This window comes from Allobosea sp. (genome assembly GCF_035999205.1).
In the GTDB taxonomy this organism is placed as follows: Bacteria; Pseudomonadota; Alphaproteobacteria; order Rhizobiales; family Beijerinckiaceae; genus Allobosea.
In genome coordinates this window covers 263,098-279,530 of record NZ_DASYHA010000021.1, presented here as the reverse complement: position 1 = coordinate 279,530, position 16,433 = coordinate 263,098, and the positions used below count along the sequence as shown (strand labels likewise).

Below are 16,433 nucleotides of genomic sequence, written 5' to 3'. Positions count from 1 at the left end.
GGGCGCTGATTGCATTTGGACCCTGGACAACGGTCTGCTTAAGATGATCGCGGAGACCATCTCTTTCGCAGCGAGAAGCGAATGCGCATCCTCGTAGCAACCAACTTCCACCCGGTTCCTCCCGTCGACGGCATGCAATTGCATCTCTATGCGGTGCTCGCCGAACTCAAACAACGCCATGACATTCTGCTCATTAGTCCACGACCGACCAAGTCGAGCGTCGACGATCTGGAGTTGGCGAAGCTTTGCTCCGATCATGTCGAATACGATTTGACCTACGAGCAACCGCTTTTCTCACGGGCCTTGACCGAGTTGCGGACCTTTGTGACCGGTCGCTCAAGGGTCGTGGACTTCCTTCTCCGCTCATCTCTGCGCGATGCGGTGCTAAGAGCGGTCGAAACATTCAAGCCTGATGTGATTCATCTTCAATCCGGCGCCGTGGCCGCGCTCGCGCCCATCGATGGAATTGCCACGGTTGCTGCGCCGCTGGATGCCGACGACTTGAACGCAGCAGCCCGGATCGGCGCTGCCGGCAGTTCGACGGCCCGCTGGAAGGCGCGCCGTGAAGCGGCCCGGTTCAGACGCTTCGAGGCCGAGGCCTACGCTCGCAGCGACGAACTCATCGTTGTCACCCAACGCGACGCCGATGTACTGCGCGGGCTCAATGCGGCGCTGCGTCCGACGATCATCCCGAACGGGATCGACACGATCAAGTTCAGCCCGGCAACCGACGGCACCGCCGGCTCGGCGATCGTCTTCCACGGCGCGATGGATTACGAGCCCAATGTCGACGCCGTCCAGTTCCTGGTCCGGGACATCCTGCCGATCGTCCGGCAACGGCACCCGGATGCCCAGGTCGTTCTCGCGGGCAGAAATCCGAACGCGGCAGTGCGCGAACTGAGTGCCCCGAATGTTCGCGTCACGGGAGCACTCGACAGCGTGGTTCCGGTGATCCAGCAGGCCGCAGTCTATGTCTGCCCGATGCGTGTCGGGTCAGGAATCAAGAACAAGCTGCTTGAGGCGATGGCCTGCGGCGCGCCAATCGTGGCGACGCCTCTCGCAACAGCAGGAATCGGGATCGAGAGAGGAGTTCACGCGCTCGTCGAGGACGGGGCGGGCAGCATCGCCTCTGCTATCAGCGACATCCTGGACGATGCTGACTTGCGCACTCGCCTCGGCCGGGCCGCCCGTGAATTGGCGGAACTGCGGTCGTGGTCTCGCTGTGCCGAGGAGTTTGAGCGGGTCTATGCCGCAGCGTCAGGGCTAGCCCGCTAGCGTCGACGAGAGGGTGTTCCGACTACCCATCGCGGACTGGCGGAAGGGGTGGGATTCGAACCCACGGTGGGCTTGCACCCACGGCGGTTTTCAAGACCGCTGCCTTAAACCACTCGGCCACCCTTCCGGTGCCGCAGTCATTGCCGGTCATGGGCTGATTTGGCAAGGGCCATGAACGCGAGGCGAGGGGGTTTGGCGCGCCCGCGCCGGCCATAGCACGCGCGATGGCGGTGCTCTTGCAGCCGTTCAGGACAAGGATGGCTTCGGCGCCGGCCCTCCGGCCGCTGAAATCGCCGGCGCGCGAGTGAACCCGATACTGCGCTGCCGCGACGAATGGCTGTCAGCGATCGCTGATGTTCATTCGGACCACCTTCCATGTCCCGCGCGCTTCGCATCACCGGCTTCGCCCTTGCCTCCCTGACCATCGTCACCGTCGCCCTCGCTCAGCAGAGCGGCAGCAAGGGCCGCAACGACGTCGCAACGCAGGCCGTCGTCGCTGCCGATGAGGGCAAGGCCCGACTGTCGCGCCTCGTCGAGCCGCGCCGCGCCCTGACCGAATGCCGCGCAGGGATCTGCGATACGCCTCCGAAGGGCGCCCGGACAGCGCAGACCGAGAGCTGGGCCCAGCAGGGCTGCGGGGGCGACGGCAACGTCGCACGCGATCGCAACGGCAAACCGATCCGCCGGATTTGCCAGAGCCTCTGAGGACTCCGGCGCGAGGCGGCCTTGTCGGCATCAGCGCCTAGCTCGGCACACAGGTCTTCCGCGCTTCGTCCCAAGTGCCGTCCTGGCAGGGGATGTCGGCAAAGCCGGTCACGGCCGCGATCACGAGAAGCAGGCCGAGCAGCACGCAGCCCAGCACGGCGAGGCCGAGCAGCAGCTTGGCGCAGCGCCTCACCGCCGAAGCCACGACCGCAACGCGGCCGCCCGCCAACGGCAGTTGCTAGACCGCCACGCCGTGCAGGTCATAGGCGTCGGCACGCTCGATCTTCACCGTCACGATATCGCCGGCACGGAGCGGGCGACGGCTCGCCACATAGACATTGCCGTCGATCTCGGGCGCGTCCCATTTCGAGCGGCCCTTGGCGACCGTCGGCCCGGCCTCGTCGATGATGACCTGGATGCGCTTGCCAACGCGATTCCGGACGATGCGCGTCGAGATTTCGGCCTGAGCCTTCATGAAGCGATGCCAGCGCGCCTCCTTCTCCTCCTCGGGAACGAGGGGAAGACCGAGGTCGTTCGCCGGCGCACCCTTGACCGGCTCGTATTTGAAGGCGCCGACGCGCTCGAGCTTGGCTTCCTTCAGCCAGTCGAGGAGGAACTGGACGTCCTCTTCCGTCTCGCCGGGGAAGCCGACGATGAAGGTCGAGCGGATGGCGAGGTCGGGGCAGATCTCACGCCATTTGCGCAGCCGATCGAGCGTCTTGTCCTGATGAGCCGGACGCTTCATCGCCTTGAGAACATTGGGCGAGGCGTGCTGGAAGGGGATGTCGAGATAGGGCAGGATCAGGCCTTCCTGCATCAGCGGGATGACCTCGTCGACATGCGGGTAGGGGTAGACGTAGTGCATGCGCACCCAGACCCCCATCTGGCCGAGCTCCCGCGCCAGCTCGAAGAAGCGGGTGCGGACTTCGCGATCCTGCCAGATCGACGGCTTGTACTTGATGTCGAGGCCATAGGCGCTGGTGTCCTGCGAGATCACCAGCAATTCCTTGACGCCGGCCTTCACCAGCTTCTCGGCCTCGCGCAGAACCTCGCCAATCGGCCGCGAAACCAGATCGCCGCGCAGCTTCGGGATGATGCAGAAGCTGCAGCGGTTGTTGCAGCCCTCGGAGATCTTCAGATAGGCGTAGTGGCGCGGCGTGAGCTTGACGCCCTGATCCGGCACCAGATCGACGAAGGGGTCATGCTTCGGCGGGACCGCCTGATGCACGGCCGAGACGACGCTCTCATAGGCCTGCGGGCCTGTGATCGCGAGCACATTCGGGAAGACGTCGCGGATCTGCTCGGGCTCGGCGCCCATGCAGCCGGTGACGATGACCTTGCCGTTCTCGGCCATGGCCGCGCCGATGGCCTCGAGCGACTCGGCCTTGGCCGAGTCGAGGAAGCCGCAGGTGTTGACGATGACGAGGTCGGAGCCCGCATGGCTCTTGCTCAGTTCGTAACCCTCGGAGCGAAGCGAGGTGATGATGCGCTCGGAATCGACGAGCGCCTTCGGGCATCCCAGCGAAACAAAGGAAATCTTCGGCGCGACGGCGTTCATCGGCTGGCTGCTCGGCAATTTTCGAAAGGGGGCGGCGCGGCATGGCGCGCGCGCCCTCCTTTGAACCGTTTCAGCCAATTTGGCAAATCCGACCTTGCGAAGCCGGAACGATCGGCCATCGCTCAGGCGGCTACCGTCGCCACCGGCCGCTCCGGATCCTGCGTCCAGTCGGTCATCGAGCCGTCATAGAGCGCGACCTCGTCGCGGCCGAACAGCTCCGACATCACGAACCAGTTCAACGCCGCCGTATGGCCGGTGTTGCAATAGGAGATCGCCGGTCCGCGCGGCACAGCGTCGAACAGGGCCGACAAGGCGCCCGGCGGCTTCAGGCGGCCGGTCGCGGGGTCGAAGGCCTCGGCGTAGTCGCGCGAGACCGCGCCCGGAATATGCCCGGCGCGGGTGGCCTCGGGCGCCTTCTCGCGCCCCTCGAAATAGCTGGCCGAGCGCGCATCGACGAGCGTCGCGAGCTTGCTGCGGGAGGCGACGAGCGTTGCATCGCTCGTGCTGCGCAGCCGCTGCTGCATCACGACAGGGTATGGGTCCGAAGACCGGGGGGCGGAGGGGCCGGCCTCGACCGGGCGCGACGGATCGGCCGACCAGGCCTTGAAACCGCCGTCGAGGATGGCTTGCTGGCCGTGCCCGATCGTCTTCAGGGTCCAGTAGACCCGAGCGGCAGCCGCGAAATCGGTGGCGCTGACGCCGGCGGGCACGATCACAACGTCATCATGAGGCTTGATGCCGAGCCGGCCGACGAGAGCGGCGAGATGGTCGAGCGGCGGCAGCAGCCCCGGCGCATTCCCGACCTTGGCGCGCCAGCCATCGGCGACATAGTCGGAGTGGACGGCACCCGGCACATGGCCGGCCTCATAGGCCGCCTTTCCGCCGCCATCGACGCTGGAGCGGATGTCGACCACGACGAGATGGCTGTCGTCGAGCCGCGCCTGCAGCGCCTCGGGGCTGATCAGTCCGGAGAATACAGTATCGCTCATTCGGCCGCTTCCTTCTTCAGGTTGTCGACGATGTCGATCGCGTAGGTGAACTCGGCGGTGGCTCCGAGCATGATCGAAGCCGAACAGTACTTATCCTTCGACAATGTGACGGCACGCTCGACCTTGGCCGGCGAAAGACCCGGCCCGCTGATGCGATAACCGAGATGGATCTTGGTGAAGACCTTGGGGTCCTCCGTGGCGCGCTCCGCCTCGACCTCGACCTCGCAGCCTGTCACAGGCTCGCGGCTCCTCTTCAGGATCTGCACGACATCGAAGCCGGTGCAACCTGCGAGCCCGATCAGCAGCATCTCCATCGGCCGGATGCCGATGTTGCGTCCGCCATACTCCGGCGCGCCATCCATCATGACGGCATGTCCGCTGCCGGCCTCGCCCATGAAGGCCATGCCTTCGACCCACTTCGCACGTGCTTTCACGGTCCGTCTCCTGCCTTGCGATTCAGCTATGGATAGCCACTTGGCGGCAATGAGGCGAGCCGGGCGGAAGTCGTGGGCGATCGTCAGGCGCTGCGGCGGCCCGAGCGCGACGACGTCCCGGCATGGGCCTCGCCGAGAGCGTGACCAACCATCACCAGCACGGGGCCGCCCTTCGGCAGCTCGCGCAGCCGCTCGGGCAGGGTCGCGATGGTCGCGGTCACGCGCGCCTCGCCGGGCAGCGTCGCCGCCTGGACGGCAATTGCCGGCGTCGCGGGATCGAGCCCGGCGGCGAGCGCCCTGTCGCGGAAGCCAGACAGCGTCGCTCGCGCCATGTAGATCACCGTGGTGGCATGGGGATCGGCCATGGCTCGCCAGTCGAGGTCCTCGGGCAGGTCGCCACTGCGGGCATGGCCGGTGACGAATTGCAGCCGGCGCGCATGGTCGCGATGGGTCAAGGACAGGCCGAGCGAGGCGGCCGCACCCTGCGCAGCCGAGATGCCCGGCACGATGACGACAGGGAGCCCTGCGGCCTTGCAGGCCGCGATCTCCTCGCCGGCCCGGCCGAAGATGCCGGGATCGCCGCCCTTCAACCGCACGACATGCTTGCCCTGGCTCGCCAGCGACACGATCAGCGCGTTGATCTCGCTCTGCTTGACCGAGGGGCCGTAGCCCTTCTTGCCGACCATCATGCGCTTAGCCTCACGCCGCGCCAGTTCCAGCACGCCAGGCGAGACGAGGTCGTCATAGAGGATGATATCGGCGCTCTGCAGGGCGCGGATCGCCTTCACAGTCAGCAGATCCGGATCGCCGGGCCCCGCGCCGACGAGGCTGACCCGGCCGGTGCCGTCCCCGCTGCCCTCGATCTGGTCGAGCGCCGCAAACAGCGCCGCCCTGTCGCTCTCGTCCGGCGCCCGCTCGGCAGCGGCCATCGCCTTGCCGGTGAAAAGTTCCCAGAAGGCGCGCCGCAGCGCGAAGGGCAGTTCGCGCGCCTGCAGCGCCGGCCGCCAGTCCTTCGCCGCCTGCGCCCAGGCCTTCAGCCCGGCCGGCAGCAAAGTCTCGATCCTGGCCCTGATCGCCTGACCGAAGACGGGAGCTGCACCGTCCGTCGAGATCGCGACGATCAGCGGCGAGCGATTGACCAGCGTACCGAAGGAGAAATCGCAGAAATCCGGCTTGTCGACGACATTCACCGGAGCACCAGCCTGCCTTGCCGCCGCGACGAAGGCCCGGATCTGCGCCTCGTCCTCGATATCGCCGATGGCCAGCGCCGCGCCTGCCAGATCGTCCGCCTGCCAATTCCGGGCATGGACGAGAATGCGCCCGCCGGACGAGGCAGCCGCGAGCGCCTCGAACGGCTCCGGGCCGCCGCTAGCGAAGACATGCAACTCGGCGCCGGTCGCAGCCAGAAGTTCGGCCTTCCACAGCGCACCCTCGCTGTCGCCTGCGAGTACGACCCTGCGCCCTTCCAGCTTGTGGAAGAGCGGCAGTGTTGCGAGCCGTTCGATGCGGCGGGCGCGGTTGGTCTCGGGGCGTCTCTGGGTCATTGCATCGGTATCTGTCGCATCGCGCCCGTCATGTCACGCGCGGCGCTCGTGCTGTTCAGGGCTTGGCCTTCTCGCTGCGTTTCACTGCCTGCCAGAGATCCTCGAGTTCGGCGAGGCTGGCGTCGGCCGCGACCTTGCCTTGCGCTTCCAGAGCCTGCTCGATGCCCTTGAAGCGACGCTCGAATTTGGCATTGGCTGCCTGCAGGCAGCCTTCCGGGTCCGCATCGACATGTCGGGCGAGGTTGGCGACCACGAAAAGCAGGTCGCCGATTTCCTCGGCGATAGCCGCCTTGTCACCTGAAGCCAGCGCCTCGTCGATCTCGGCGGTTTCCTCACGAATCTTGTCGAGCACGAGGCGCGCGTCGTTCCAGTCGAAGCCGACGGTCGAGGCCCGGGCCTGCAGCTTCCAGGCGCGGGTGAGGGCGGGCAGACCCTGCGTCACGCCAGCCAGAACACCCTTCTCCTCGACCTTGTCCGGCAGCCCGGCGGCCCGCCGGGCGCTGGCCTTGTCGGCCTTTTCCTCGGCCTTGATCCGGTGCCAGAGCGTCTTGACCTCGGCAGGCGACAGGTCACGTGCATCGCCGAAGACATGCGGGTGACGCCGGATCAGCTTGGTGGTGATCGCCTCGACCACGTCGGGAAAGGCGAAGGCGCCTTCCTCCTCGGCCATGCGGGCATGGAAGGCCACCTGAAGAAGAAGGTCGCCGAGCTCGTCCTTGAGGTCGAGTCGGTCGCCGCGGGCGATCGCATCGGCCACCTCATAGGCCTCCTCGATGGTATAGGGAGCGATCGATGCGAAGTCCTGCTCGAGATCCCAGGGGCAGCCCGTGCCCGGCGTGCGCAGCGCCGCCATGATCTCGATCAGCCGGGCGATGTCGCGGGAGGGCTGCAAGGCTGAAATTCTCCGTCGGTTGGGCTACGGTTCCTCCCATGATTCAAGTCACGTCGTCCATCGCCATCGACGAAAGCGAGATCGAGGAGAGCTTCGTGCGCGCCTCCGGTCCAGGCGGCCAGAACGTCAACAAGGTCTCGAGCGCAGTCCAGCTCAAATTCGACGCACGGCGGTCGCCCTCGTTGCCGAACGACGTCGCGATCCGCCTGATGAAGCTCGCTGGCAGTCGTTTGACGCAGGACGGCGTCATCGTCATCGTCGCTCAAGGTCAGCGCAGCCAGAAGCGCAACCGCGAGGAAGCACTCGAACGGCTGCTGGAGATGATCCGCGAGGCAGCGGTGCGTCCGCAGATGCGCCGGCCGACCAAGCCGACCAAGGCTTCCAAGGAGCGCCGGCTGGTGTCCAAGGAGAAGCGCTCCTCGATCAAGGCGGGGCGCGCCAAGCCGGGCGCCGATTGATGCAGCCACCGTCAGACTCGGTGGATGCACGCCGTCGCGAGCGGCGGGCGCCACGCCGCATCACCGCCGACTACCTCCAGCGCGCGGCGATGCACTACCTCGAGCGCTATGCCGCTCCGGCCGCGCAGCTGCGCCGCGTTCTGGCGCGGAAGGTCGTTCTGAGCTGCCGCCACCACGACCAGGAGCCGGCAGCGTTGGACACTATGCTGGACGAAGTGGTGGCGCGCTGCGTCGCCTCCGGCCTGGTCGACGACCGGCGCTTCACGGAGGCGCGGGCGGCGACGCTACGGCGCAAGGGCCGCTCCTCGCGGGCCGTGGCGGCCAGTCTCGCCGCCAAGGGCGTTTCACGCGATCTCGTGACGGAGGCAAGCCAGGGCAACGCCGAGCAGGAGCTGGCGGCTGCGATGAAAACCGCCCGGCTCAAGCGACTCGGTCCATGGAGCCGTGGTGATCGCGGGCTGTCGCGCCAGAAGGATCTCGCGGCGCTGGCACGTGCGGGCTTCCCGATGACGATCGCCCGCGCCGTGATCGACGGCGCGGGCGAGGAGGATATCGCGGAACCATGAGGGCAGGGCGCTACAGCCCGGCCGCCCTCATTCCAGCTTGACCTGCGCCTCGTTGACCACCTTGCCCCAGCGCGCGATTTCGGCCGTGACGAACTTGCCGAAATCGTCCCCGGCCAGCGTCGGGATCGGCGAACCGTTCTTCTTCCAGGCCTCGACGATAACCGGCGCGGCAAGGGCCTTGGCGACCTCCGCGCGCATTCGCGTCACGATCTCGGGCGGCGTGTTCTTGGGCGCCCAGAGCGCATACCAGGTCGCGACCTCATAGCCTTCGAGCCCGGCTTCCTTCGCCGTCGGCACGTCGGGAATGGCGTCCGAGCGGGTCGGCGCGGCGACGGCGAGGCCGCGCAGCGCGCCGCTCTGGATCTGCGGCGCCGAGGAGCCGAGACCGTCGAACAGGACATCGACTTGTCCCGCGACGATGTCCTGCAGCGCCGGCCCGGCGCCGCGATAGGGCACATGCGTCAGCTTGGTGTTGGTCTGCAGCTTGAAGAGCTCGCCGGCGAGATGATGCGTCGTGCCGTTGCCGGCGGAGGCATAGTTCAGCTTGTCGGGGTTGGCCTTCGCGAAGGCGACCAACTCGGCGACGCTCTTGGCCTGCACCTTCGGATGCACGACGATCACCTGCGGCGGCTGCGCGATCACGGCGATCGGGATGAAGTCGGTCTGGATGCTGTAGTCGAGCTTCGGATAGAGCGCCGGCGCGATGGCATGATGGGCCGCACCGACGAAGAAGCCATAGCCGTCCGGTGCCATCTTGGCCGCCGCCGAGGCGCCGACGGTGCCGCCCGCGCCGCCGCGGTTCTCGATGATGATGCGCTGGCCGAGCTGCTGGTCGAGCTGGGCCGCCAGGGGCCTCGCAAAGGCATCGGTTCCGCCGCCGGCAGGGAAGGGTACGATGAAGGTGATCGGCCGCTGCGGCCAAGTCTGCGCTTGACCCTGGGCCTGTGCCGGGCCGGCTGCTGCGATGCAAAGCCCTGCCACCGCTGCGAGCGCGGCAAGGGAACGTGAAGCGATCATGGAAACAGATACCTCCCTGTGAGTGTCGAAAGCGGCTCTTTGCGGCCGCTGGTCACCCGCCGAAGCGGAAAGACGACTATCATCCCGAATTAGGGCATTCGCCGATCACTCTGACAAGCCTGTCGTTCGGCGGGGGTATCGACACCGTCGTCGGCACTGCTATGCCGGATCGGTTCGCCTCCGGAGACTTGCCAAATGAGCCGTCTCGACAGCTTCATCCGCCGCCTCGAGGCCCAGCGCCGCATGCTCGACTGGGCCGCCGCCGAGATCGCCGGACATCCCGGCCTCGTGCTCGAGCTTGGCCTCGGGAATGGCCGGACCTATGACCATCTGCGGGAGATCCTGCCGGAGCGCGACATTCATGTCTTCGAACGCGATGTCAGCCCCAACCCGTCCTCGATGCCGCCGGCCGACAGGCTCGTCGTGGGAGATATGTCCGAGACGCTGCCAGCCTTTGCGACGCACCATGGCGGGAGCGCTGCGTTGATCCATGCCGATGTCACGACCGGCGTCCCCGAGCGCGATCGCGTGCTCTTCGCCTGGCTGCCCGCGAGTGTCGCGGCGCTCGCGGCTCCCGGCGCGCTGGTGCTCAGCGGTTGGGATCTGGCCCACGAGGCGCTCACTCCCGTCAGCTTGCCAGAGGGCGTTCCTCCTGGCCGCTATTTCGCCTATCGGCGCGTGCCTTGACGCTGAGACGACGGGGCATGGCCGCGCCGGCCTGACGCCCCGCTCGGACGCATTTGCCGCCATGCGGCCTGCGACCATTGTGGCAGGCTTGGCCCCGGCATGCCACCCGCGCGCTTGCCGGTACTCCGTCCGGCTTCTAACACCGCTGCAGCGCGTCGGCCTGCCACGACGCGATCGGTGCATGCGAGCTCGTCGAAACCGGATGTCCACCCCCTCCAGCCCCATGCCCGCTCAACGAAACCCGGGAGGCCTTCGCCTCATCGTCGCGCTCGGCATCACCCAGGTCATCGGCTACGGCACCCTCTACTACGCGTTCGCCGTGCTCGCCCCCCGCATGACCGAGAGCTTCGGTTGGGCTCCGGAATGGACCTATGGCGGCTTTGCCGCAGGCTTGCTTGCTTCTGGACTCGTAGCGCCGCTGACCGGCCGCCTGATCGATGGCTACGGCACGCGGCTGGTCATGAGCGTCGGTTCCGCCCTGGCAGGGCTCGCCTTGTTCGTGCTCGCCGAGGCGCGGGGGCCGGTCAGCTACTTCCTGGCGATGGTGGTTCTGGAAGCCGTTGCCACGATGGTGCTGTACGACGCGGCCTTCGCTGCACTGACCCAGGCGCGGGGGAGCAGTGCGCGGCGGGCCATCAGCCAGCTCACGCTGATCGGCGGTTTCGCCTCGACGCTGTTCTGGCCGCTGACCACAGCGCTGCTCGCGGATTTTGACTGGCGCGGCATCTATCGCATCTACGCCGTCTTGCAGATCGTGCTCTGCGTGCCGCTGCACCTGTTCGTGCTGCCGGGCCGGGCGCGGATCGCCGCTCACGCAGCGCCTACGGGCCCAGCGGTCGATACGGCGGTGGGCAACTACCTCCATGGCGATGCGCGGCGCTCCGCCTTCGCTCTGCTGGCCTTGGCGTTTTCGCTACAGGGTTTCGTCGTCTCGGCGATGTCGGTCCATATGCTGACGATGCTGCAGGGGCTGGGGCTCAGCGCGGCCGTCGCCGTCGGAATTGGTGCGATGGTCGGGCCCTCGCAGGTCGCGGGCCGGCTGGTCGAGATGCTGTTCGGCACCGGGCTACAGCCCGTGACCACGGCCTGGACCTCGGCGCTGCTGATGCCGCTCGGCTTCGTGCTGCTGCTGGCTGGCGGCATGACGGCGACGCTCGCCGGGCTGTTCGCGATCGCCTATGGCATCAGCATGGGCCTGGGATCGATCGTGCGCGGGACCGTGCCGCTGCAATTGTTCGGCCCGGCCGGCTACGGCGCGATGCTGGGCAAGCTGTCGGCGCCAGGCCTGGCGATCAAGGCAGCGGCGCCGCTGGCCTTCGCCATCCTGATCGAGCGCGCGGGGCAGGTGCCGAGCATGCTGTTGCTGATCGCATTCTCGGCGATCGCGGCGATGGCGCTGTTTGCGTTGGCCAGGAAGGTCAGCCGTGTCTGAGCTCAGCCCTCGGCGGCATCAGCCGTTCTGGCAACCGTCCGTCGATCGCCGCAGGGACCACCCCGCGAAAGCCTCGCCCGCTGTTGCAACCGGTTTGAAATGTCTCAGGTTGCAGCAAGTTAGAAATGTCACAGGGCGCTACGGAGCCTCTGCCGGGGCTGCGGAGAGCCCATGTTTCGCAGCAGCCTCGGCAGAGGCGGTGCGACGGGCTTTTTTCGCCGCGGCGTGTCTATCGGTGAAAGAGATCGGGCCTCGGCGTCCTTTCGGGCGCGGGATATAGCCGCCGGCTTCGCTGTTCGTCTTGGTTCGCACCGGTCGGATCTCATCCTGGCGAGCCTTCATCCACGCAAGAGCTTCCGAAAGCCGCTTGTTCTCGACGATCGCTGTGTGCGTCACGCGCTGCTTCTTGTCGAACACGCGATGAGGCAGAGCGAGGCCTTTCCAGCGCACCTCGAGCCGACCATCGGGATACTCGTAGGTCTCGACGTATTTGCCGACCAGCCCGGCCGTCAGCGGCGTCTCGTCCAGAATGATCCGCTTGCTGTCATAGGAGAGCGCCAGCTGTTGCGTGACATAGCGCTGTTCCCGCCAGGCCAGAATCGTGTCGAGCTGTCCGGGTGCCCGCTCCAGCGGACGATGTAGATTCTCCGGCCGAGCCGCTGCCGTCGCAAAGCGCTCGTTGAAGCGCGCCATGAAGGCAGGAAGATAGACGTTTGCCGCCTCGATCGTCGAGATTCCTTCGAGCCGCAACTCTTTCACGAGGCGATCCTGCAGCGTGCGGTTCACACGTTCCACCCGCCCTTTGGCCTGGCTCGAGTTCGCACACAGGATCTCGATGTTCAATTCGCTCAGTGCTCGGCCGAACTGGGTCATGCCCTGACCGCCTTGAGCCTGCGGCTTCGACACCCGGAAGATGGAATGCTTGTCGGAATAAAAGGCGAGGGGGCGTCCGTGGCTCGTCAGATAGCCCTTCAACGTCTCAAAGTACGCAAAGGCGCTCTCCGATGGGACGAAACGAAGCCCGACCAGGCGCCCCGTCGCATCGTCGATGAATACGATCAGCGTGCATCGCGGGCCACGCTCCTCGAACCAACGATGCTCGCTGCCGTCGATCTGAACCAGCTCGCCAAAATGGTCACGACGAAGCCGTGGCTGATGAAACTGACGCCGCTGCTTGCGCGAAAGCCAGAGGCCGTCCTCGCTCATCCACTTGCGCAGCGTCTCGCGCGAGACACTGAGGCCATGACGTTCGAGAAGCATCTGGCTCGCAAAGGTCGGCCCGAAATCCCAATAGCGCTCGGTGATGTGCGCGATCGCCAGCTGCCGAATATGAGGCCCCAGCAATCGGTTGGAGGGCCGGCCACGAGCTTGGTGACGCAGACCGGCAGCACCATGATCCGCAAACTGTAGCGCCAGACGGTGCGCCTGGCGCCGCGTGATGCCCATGGCTTCGGCCGCGGCCGTCATCGTCAAGCGGCCCGCAAAAACCGACGCCAGAACCTCAGCGCGGCGAAGCTCGCGTTCGCTCATCTCCACCCAGCCCATGCCAGACTCCAACGCACGTCACGGCGGAGGAGTGTGACATTTCTAGTTTGCCACGGTGAGACATTCTAACTTTGCGCCTACACCCGCGATTCGCATAAGACATATTATGGAACCGAAACTGATGCCCTGACGGCCCGGGCTGCATCCATGTCGGCTTCAAACGGGATTCGCATGCCATCGAACGCCACTTCGACATTCGGCGGCAACCTGTTGCGAAGGCGCTGATAATCGAGATCGCAATGCAGATCGGTCAGGATCGCGCGCTGCGGCCGCAACTCCGCGATCGCCGCCAGCGCCTGCGTCACCGTGAAGTGGCTGGGATGCGGCGTCTCACGCAGGCAATCGAGGATCAGCACGTCGAGCCCGGCAAGCGCGAGCTTGGCCTGCGGCGGGATCAGGCTGACATCCGGCACATAGCCGAGATCGCCGAAACGAAAGCCCAGCGCCTGGTAGTTCGGGCCATGCTCGACAGCGATGGGCAGCGCGACGATCTCGCCGCCGGCGCCCGGGACCACGACGGGCGTGCCGGCCGTCATCGGCCGCCAGTCGAGGATCGGCGGATACAGGCTCCCGGGCGGCGTCTCGAACAGATAGGAGAATCGCCCGCCCAGCGAACGCGTCGTGGTCGCGTCGGCGTGAACGACGATGCGATGCCGGTTATGCAGGACGAGCGCACGCAGATCGTCGATGCCATGGGTATGGTCGGCGTGATCGTGGCTGAACAGCACGGCGTCGAGATCGGGCACATCGGCGTCGATCAGCTGCTCGCGCAGATCCGGCGATGTGTCGACAAGCACCCGCGTCGTGCCGGCTTCCTGCGCACGCTCGACCAGCACGGAGCAGCGCCGCCGCCGGTTCTTCGGTTCCGACGGGTCGCAATCGCCCCAGCCCGAGCCGGGCCGCGGCACACCGCCTGAGGAGCCGCAGCCGAGGATCGTCAGCGCGAATGTCATGTCCGCCTGCTGCCTTCAGGCCACCCGCGCCACTGGCGCGGCGTGGTCCATCTTCCAGTAGCAGCGGCGCGCATTCGCCGTCGTCAGAGCCGCGACGTCATCGAACGAAACGCCGATCGCGTCGCCCAAAACCTTGGCGGTCTCAACAACATAGGACGGCTCGTTGCGTTTGCCTCTGAAGGGCACCGGCGCCAGATAGGGCGCGTCGGTCTCGACCAGCAGGCGCTCGCGCGGCACCAGACGGGCGATCCGGCGCAACTCCTCCGAGGTCTTGAAGGTCAGGATGCCGGAGAAGGAGACGTAGAGCCCCAGCTCGACGCCGGCCACCGCCAAAGCTTCGCCGGCGGTGAAGCAATGCAGGATCGCGGGGAAGGCGCCCTTCCCCATTTCCTCGCGCAGGATCGCGATCATGTCGGCATCGGCTTCACGGGAGTGGATGACGAGCGGCAGCTGGGTGATGCGGGCCGCCGCAATATGGACGCGCAACCCTTGCGCCTGCGCCTCGCGCGGGCTCTTGTCGTAGTGATAGTCGAGCCCGGCCTCGCCGATGGCGACGCAGCGCGGATGGGCCGCGAGCGCCACGAGCTGCTCAGCCGTCACGTCCAGCTCCTCATGCGCGCCATGGGGATGCGTACCGACGCTGCACCATACGGAAGGGAAACGCTCCGCAAGCGCTGCATAGGTGGCGAAGCGGGCGACGCGGGTCGAGATCGTGACCATGCGACCGACGCCGGCGGCCTCGGCCCGGGCGATATAGGTCTCGAGTTCGTCGGCGAAGTCCGGGAAATCGAGATGGCAATGGGTGTCGATCAGCATCAGGCGCCCTCGCCGGCCTCCGGCTCCACATAGCGGGGGAAGATGCCGCTCGGCGCGGGCAGGGCCGTCCCGGAGGCAAGCCTCCCCCCCTCGCCCAGCGCCGCGAAGCTGCGCGCATCGGCTCCGACGCCGAGCAGATCAAGCAATCGCGCCGCCGCGACGGGCATCACCGGCTGGACCAGGATCGCAACCTGCCGCAACACCTCGGCGGTCACAAAGAGCACGGTGTCGCGCCGCGCCGGATCGCTCTTGGACAAGCGCCAGGGCTCGTTGCCGGCGAAATAGCGGTTCGCCTCGGCCACCACCGCCCAGATATCGGCAAGCACGACGTGGAGCGCGAAGTCGCGCATGGCGTCGCGCGCCTTCGCCAGCGCGCCGTCGGCAAGCGCCAGCATCGCCTTGTCGCCTTCGTTCAGCGCTCCGCAGGCCGGCACCTTGCCCTCGCAATTCTTGGCAATCATCGACAGCGAGCGCTGCGCCAGATTGCCGAGGTCGTTGGCGAGGTCGGCATTGATGCGGCCGACGATCGCCTCATGGCTGTAGTTGCCGTCCTGGCCGAAGGAGACCTCGCGCAGGAAGAAATAGCGCAGCTGGTCGACGCCATAGATGTCCGCCAGCTCGAAGGGATCGACGACGTTGCCGAGCGACTTCGACATCTTCTCGCCCTTGGAGAGCAGGAAGCCATGGCCGAAGACGCGCTTGGGCAGCGGCAGCCCGGCCGACATCAGGAAAGCCGGCCAGTAGACGGTGTGGAAGCGGACGATGTCCTTGCCGATGATATGGACGTCGGCTGGCCAGTAATGCGCGCGCGGGTTCGCCGGATCGGGAAAGCCCGTCCCGGTGACGTAGTTGTTCAGCGCGTCGACCCAGACATACATCACATGCTTCGGGTCGCCCGGCACGGGTAGGCCCCAGTCGAAGGTCGTGCGGCTGATCGAGAGATCCTCGAGCCCGCTCTTCACGAAGGAGACGATCTCGTTCTTGCGCGTCGGCGGCGAGATGAAGTCCGGCACCTCGTCGTAGAGCTTCAGGAGCTTGTCCTGATACGATTTCAGCCGGAAGAAGTAGCTCTCCTCCTCGACCCATTCGACCGGCGTGCCCTGCCCGCCCAGGCGCGTTCCATCCGGCAGGAGCGTGGTCTCTTCCTCGCCATAGAAGGCCTCGTCGCGGATCGAGTACCAGCCGGCATATTTCGACAGGTAGATGTCGCCATTGGCCTCCATCCGCCGCCACAACTCCTGCGTCGAGGGCAGATGATCGGCATCGGTCGTGCGGATGAAGCGGTCGAAGGAGCAGCCGAGCCGCTGTTCCATCTCCTCGAAGCGCGTAGCGATGCCGTCGACGAAATCCTTCGGCGTCAGGCAGTTCTGGGCGGCGGTGCGCTGCACCTTCTGGCCATGCTCGTCGGTGCCCGTCATCGCGAAGACGTCGTAGCCGTCGAGCCGCTTGAAGCGGGCGATCGCGTCCGACGCCACCATCTCGTAGGCGTGGCCGATATGCGGCGGCCCGTTGGTGTAGTGGATCGCTGTCGTCAGGTAGAATTTCGGGGCCGTGGCCATGGT

17 protein-coding genes and 1 tRNA gene are annotated in these 16,433 nt (G+C 66.5%); 6 read left to right on the top strand and 12 right to left on the bottom strand.

The genetic code is table 11. The features are described 5' to 3' along the window. Positions 1-81: 81 nt before the first annotated feature. On the top strand, positions 82-1,275 hold the full coding sequence (locus tag VGN82_RS11960; RefSeq protein WP_327527236.1) for a glycosyltransferase family 4 protein: 1,194 nt from the start codon (positions 82-84) through the stop codon (positions 1,273-1,275). Positions 1,276-1,312: 37 nt separating this feature from the next. On the opposite strand, the gene VGN82_RS11955 is transcribed toward VGN82_RS11960, so the two are convergent. Next, positions 1,313-1,402 (bottom strand) — tRNA-Ser (locus VGN82_RS11955). Positions 1,403-1,650: 248 nt separating this feature from the next. On the opposite strand from VGN82_RS11955, the gene VGN82_RS11950 reads away from it, so the two are divergent. Further along, positions 1,651-1,980 (top strand): hypothetical protein, encoded by a 330-nt coding sequence (locus VGN82_RS11950; RefSeq protein ID WP_327527235.1) that lies wholly within the window; start codon positions 1,651-1,653, stop codon positions 1,978-1,980. A gap of 37 nt (positions 1,981-2,017) precedes the next feature. On the opposite strand, the gene VGN82_RS11945 is transcribed toward VGN82_RS11950, so the two are convergent. From VGN82_RS11945 to mazG, 6 genes are all read right to left on the bottom strand, one after another. After that, positions 2,018-2,209, bottom strand: a complete 192-nt coding sequence (locus VGN82_RS11945; protein ID WP_327527234.1) for a hypothetical protein — start codon at positions 2,207-2,209, stop codon at positions 2,018-2,020. 9 nt (positions 2,210-2,218) lie between these two features. Beyond that, positions 2,219-3,538 (bottom strand): 30S ribosomal protein S12 methylthiotransferase RimO, encoded by a 1,320-nt coding sequence (rimO, locus tag VGN82_RS11940; RefSeq protein WP_327527233.1) that lies wholly within the window; start codon positions 3,536-3,538, stop codon positions 2,219-2,221. A gap of 122 nt (positions 3,539-3,660) precedes the next feature. Next, entirely contained in the window at positions 3,661-4,527 is an 867-nt protein-coding gene (locus VGN82_RS11935; RefSeq protein ID WP_327527232.1) for a sulfurtransferase, read from the bottom strand. Beyond that, the gene (locus VGN82_RS11930; RefSeq protein ID WP_327527231.1) at positions 4,524-4,961 is read right to left on the bottom strand and encodes an OsmC family protein; all 438 of its coding nucleotides are present in this window, start codon (positions 4,959-4,961) and stop codon (positions 4,524-4,526) included. Before VGN82_RS11930 ends, VGN82_RS11935 begins: the two co-directional genes overlap by 4 nt. An 83-nt stretch (positions 4,962-5,044) precedes the next feature. Further along, the gene (gene cysG / locus VGN82_RS11925) at positions 5,045-6,505 is read right to left on the bottom strand and encodes a siroheme synthase CysG (protein WP_327527230.1); all 1,461 of its coding nucleotides are present in this window, start codon (positions 6,503-6,505) and stop codon (positions 5,045-5,047) included. A gap of 55 nt (positions 6,506-6,560) precedes the next feature. Beyond that, on the bottom strand, positions 6,561-7,397 hold the full coding sequence (gene mazG, locus VGN82_RS11920) for a nucleoside triphosphate pyrophosphohydrolase (protein ID WP_327527229.1): 837 nt from the start codon (positions 7,395-7,397) through the stop codon (positions 6,561-6,563). 38 nt (positions 7,398-7,435) lie between these two features. Between mazG and arfB the strand changes: the two genes are divergently transcribed. Beyond that, a complete protein-coding gene (arfB, locus tag VGN82_RS11915; protein WP_327527228.1) occupies positions 7,436-7,855 on the top strand; it encodes an alternative ribosome rescue aminoacyl-tRNA hydrolase ArfB in 420 nt (139 codons plus the stop codon). Positions 7,856-7,875: 20 nt separating this feature from the next. Continuing rightward, on the top strand, positions 7,876-8,421 hold the full coding sequence (locus VGN82_RS11910) for a regulatory protein RecX (protein ID WP_327527227.1): 546 nt from the start codon (positions 7,876-7,878) through the stop codon (positions 8,419-8,421). A 27-nt stretch (positions 8,422-8,448) separates the two neighbouring features. Here VGN82_RS11910 and VGN82_RS11905 read toward each other — a convergent pair whose 3' ends face one another. Continuing rightward, positions 8,449-9,438, bottom strand: a complete 990-nt coding sequence (locus VGN82_RS11905) for a Bug family tripartite tricarboxylate transporter substrate binding protein (protein WP_327527226.1) — start codon at positions 9,436-9,438, stop codon at positions 8,449-8,451. Positions 9,439-9,633: 195 nt separating this feature from the next. Here VGN82_RS11905 and VGN82_RS11900 point away from each other — a divergent pair, with 195 nt between their 5' ends. Beyond that, positions 9,634-10,125: a class I SAM-dependent methyltransferase gene (locus tag VGN82_RS11900; RefSeq protein WP_327527225.1), complete on the top strand. Its 492-nt coding sequence runs from the start codon at positions 9,634-9,636 to the stop codon at positions 10,123-10,125. A 202-nt stretch (positions 10,126-10,327) separates the two neighbouring features. Then, positions 10,328-11,557, top strand: coding sequence for an MFS transporter (locus tag VGN82_RS11895; RefSeq protein WP_327527224.1), 1,230 nt, complete (start codon positions 10,328-10,330; stop codon positions 11,555-11,557). A gap of 138 nt (positions 11,558-11,695) precedes the next feature. Here the strand turns inward: VGN82_RS11895 and VGN82_RS11890 are convergent, their stop codons facing one another. The 4 genes from VGN82_RS11890 to metG form a co-directional block, all read right to left on the bottom strand. Continuing rightward, positions 11,696-13,102, bottom strand: a complete 1,407-nt coding sequence (locus VGN82_RS11890; RefSeq protein WP_327527223.1) for an ISNCY family transposase — start codon at positions 13,100-13,102, stop codon at positions 11,696-11,698. Positions 13,103-13,206: 104 nt separating this feature from the next. Next, complete coding sequence (locus VGN82_RS11885; RefSeq protein ID WP_327527222.1) at positions 13,207-14,055, bottom strand: MBL fold metallo-hydrolase; 849 nt, start codon at positions 14,053-14,055, stop codon at positions 13,207-13,209. Positions 14,056-14,070: 15 nt separating this feature from the next. After that, positions 14,071-14,871 (bottom strand): TatD family hydrolase, encoded by an 801-nt coding sequence (locus VGN82_RS11880; RefSeq protein ID WP_327527221.1) that lies wholly within the window; start codon positions 14,869-14,871, stop codon positions 14,071-14,073. After that, positions 14,871-16,430 carry a methionine--tRNA ligase gene (gene metG / locus VGN82_RS11875; RefSeq protein WP_327527220.1) on the bottom strand — a complete coding sequence of 520 codons (1,560 nt, stop codon included), beginning with the start codon at positions 16,428-16,430 and terminating at the stop codon, positions 14,871-14,873. The genes VGN82_RS11880 and metG overlap by 1 nt, the downstream gene beginning before the upstream one ends. Positions 16,431-16,433: the final 3 nt, after the last annotated feature.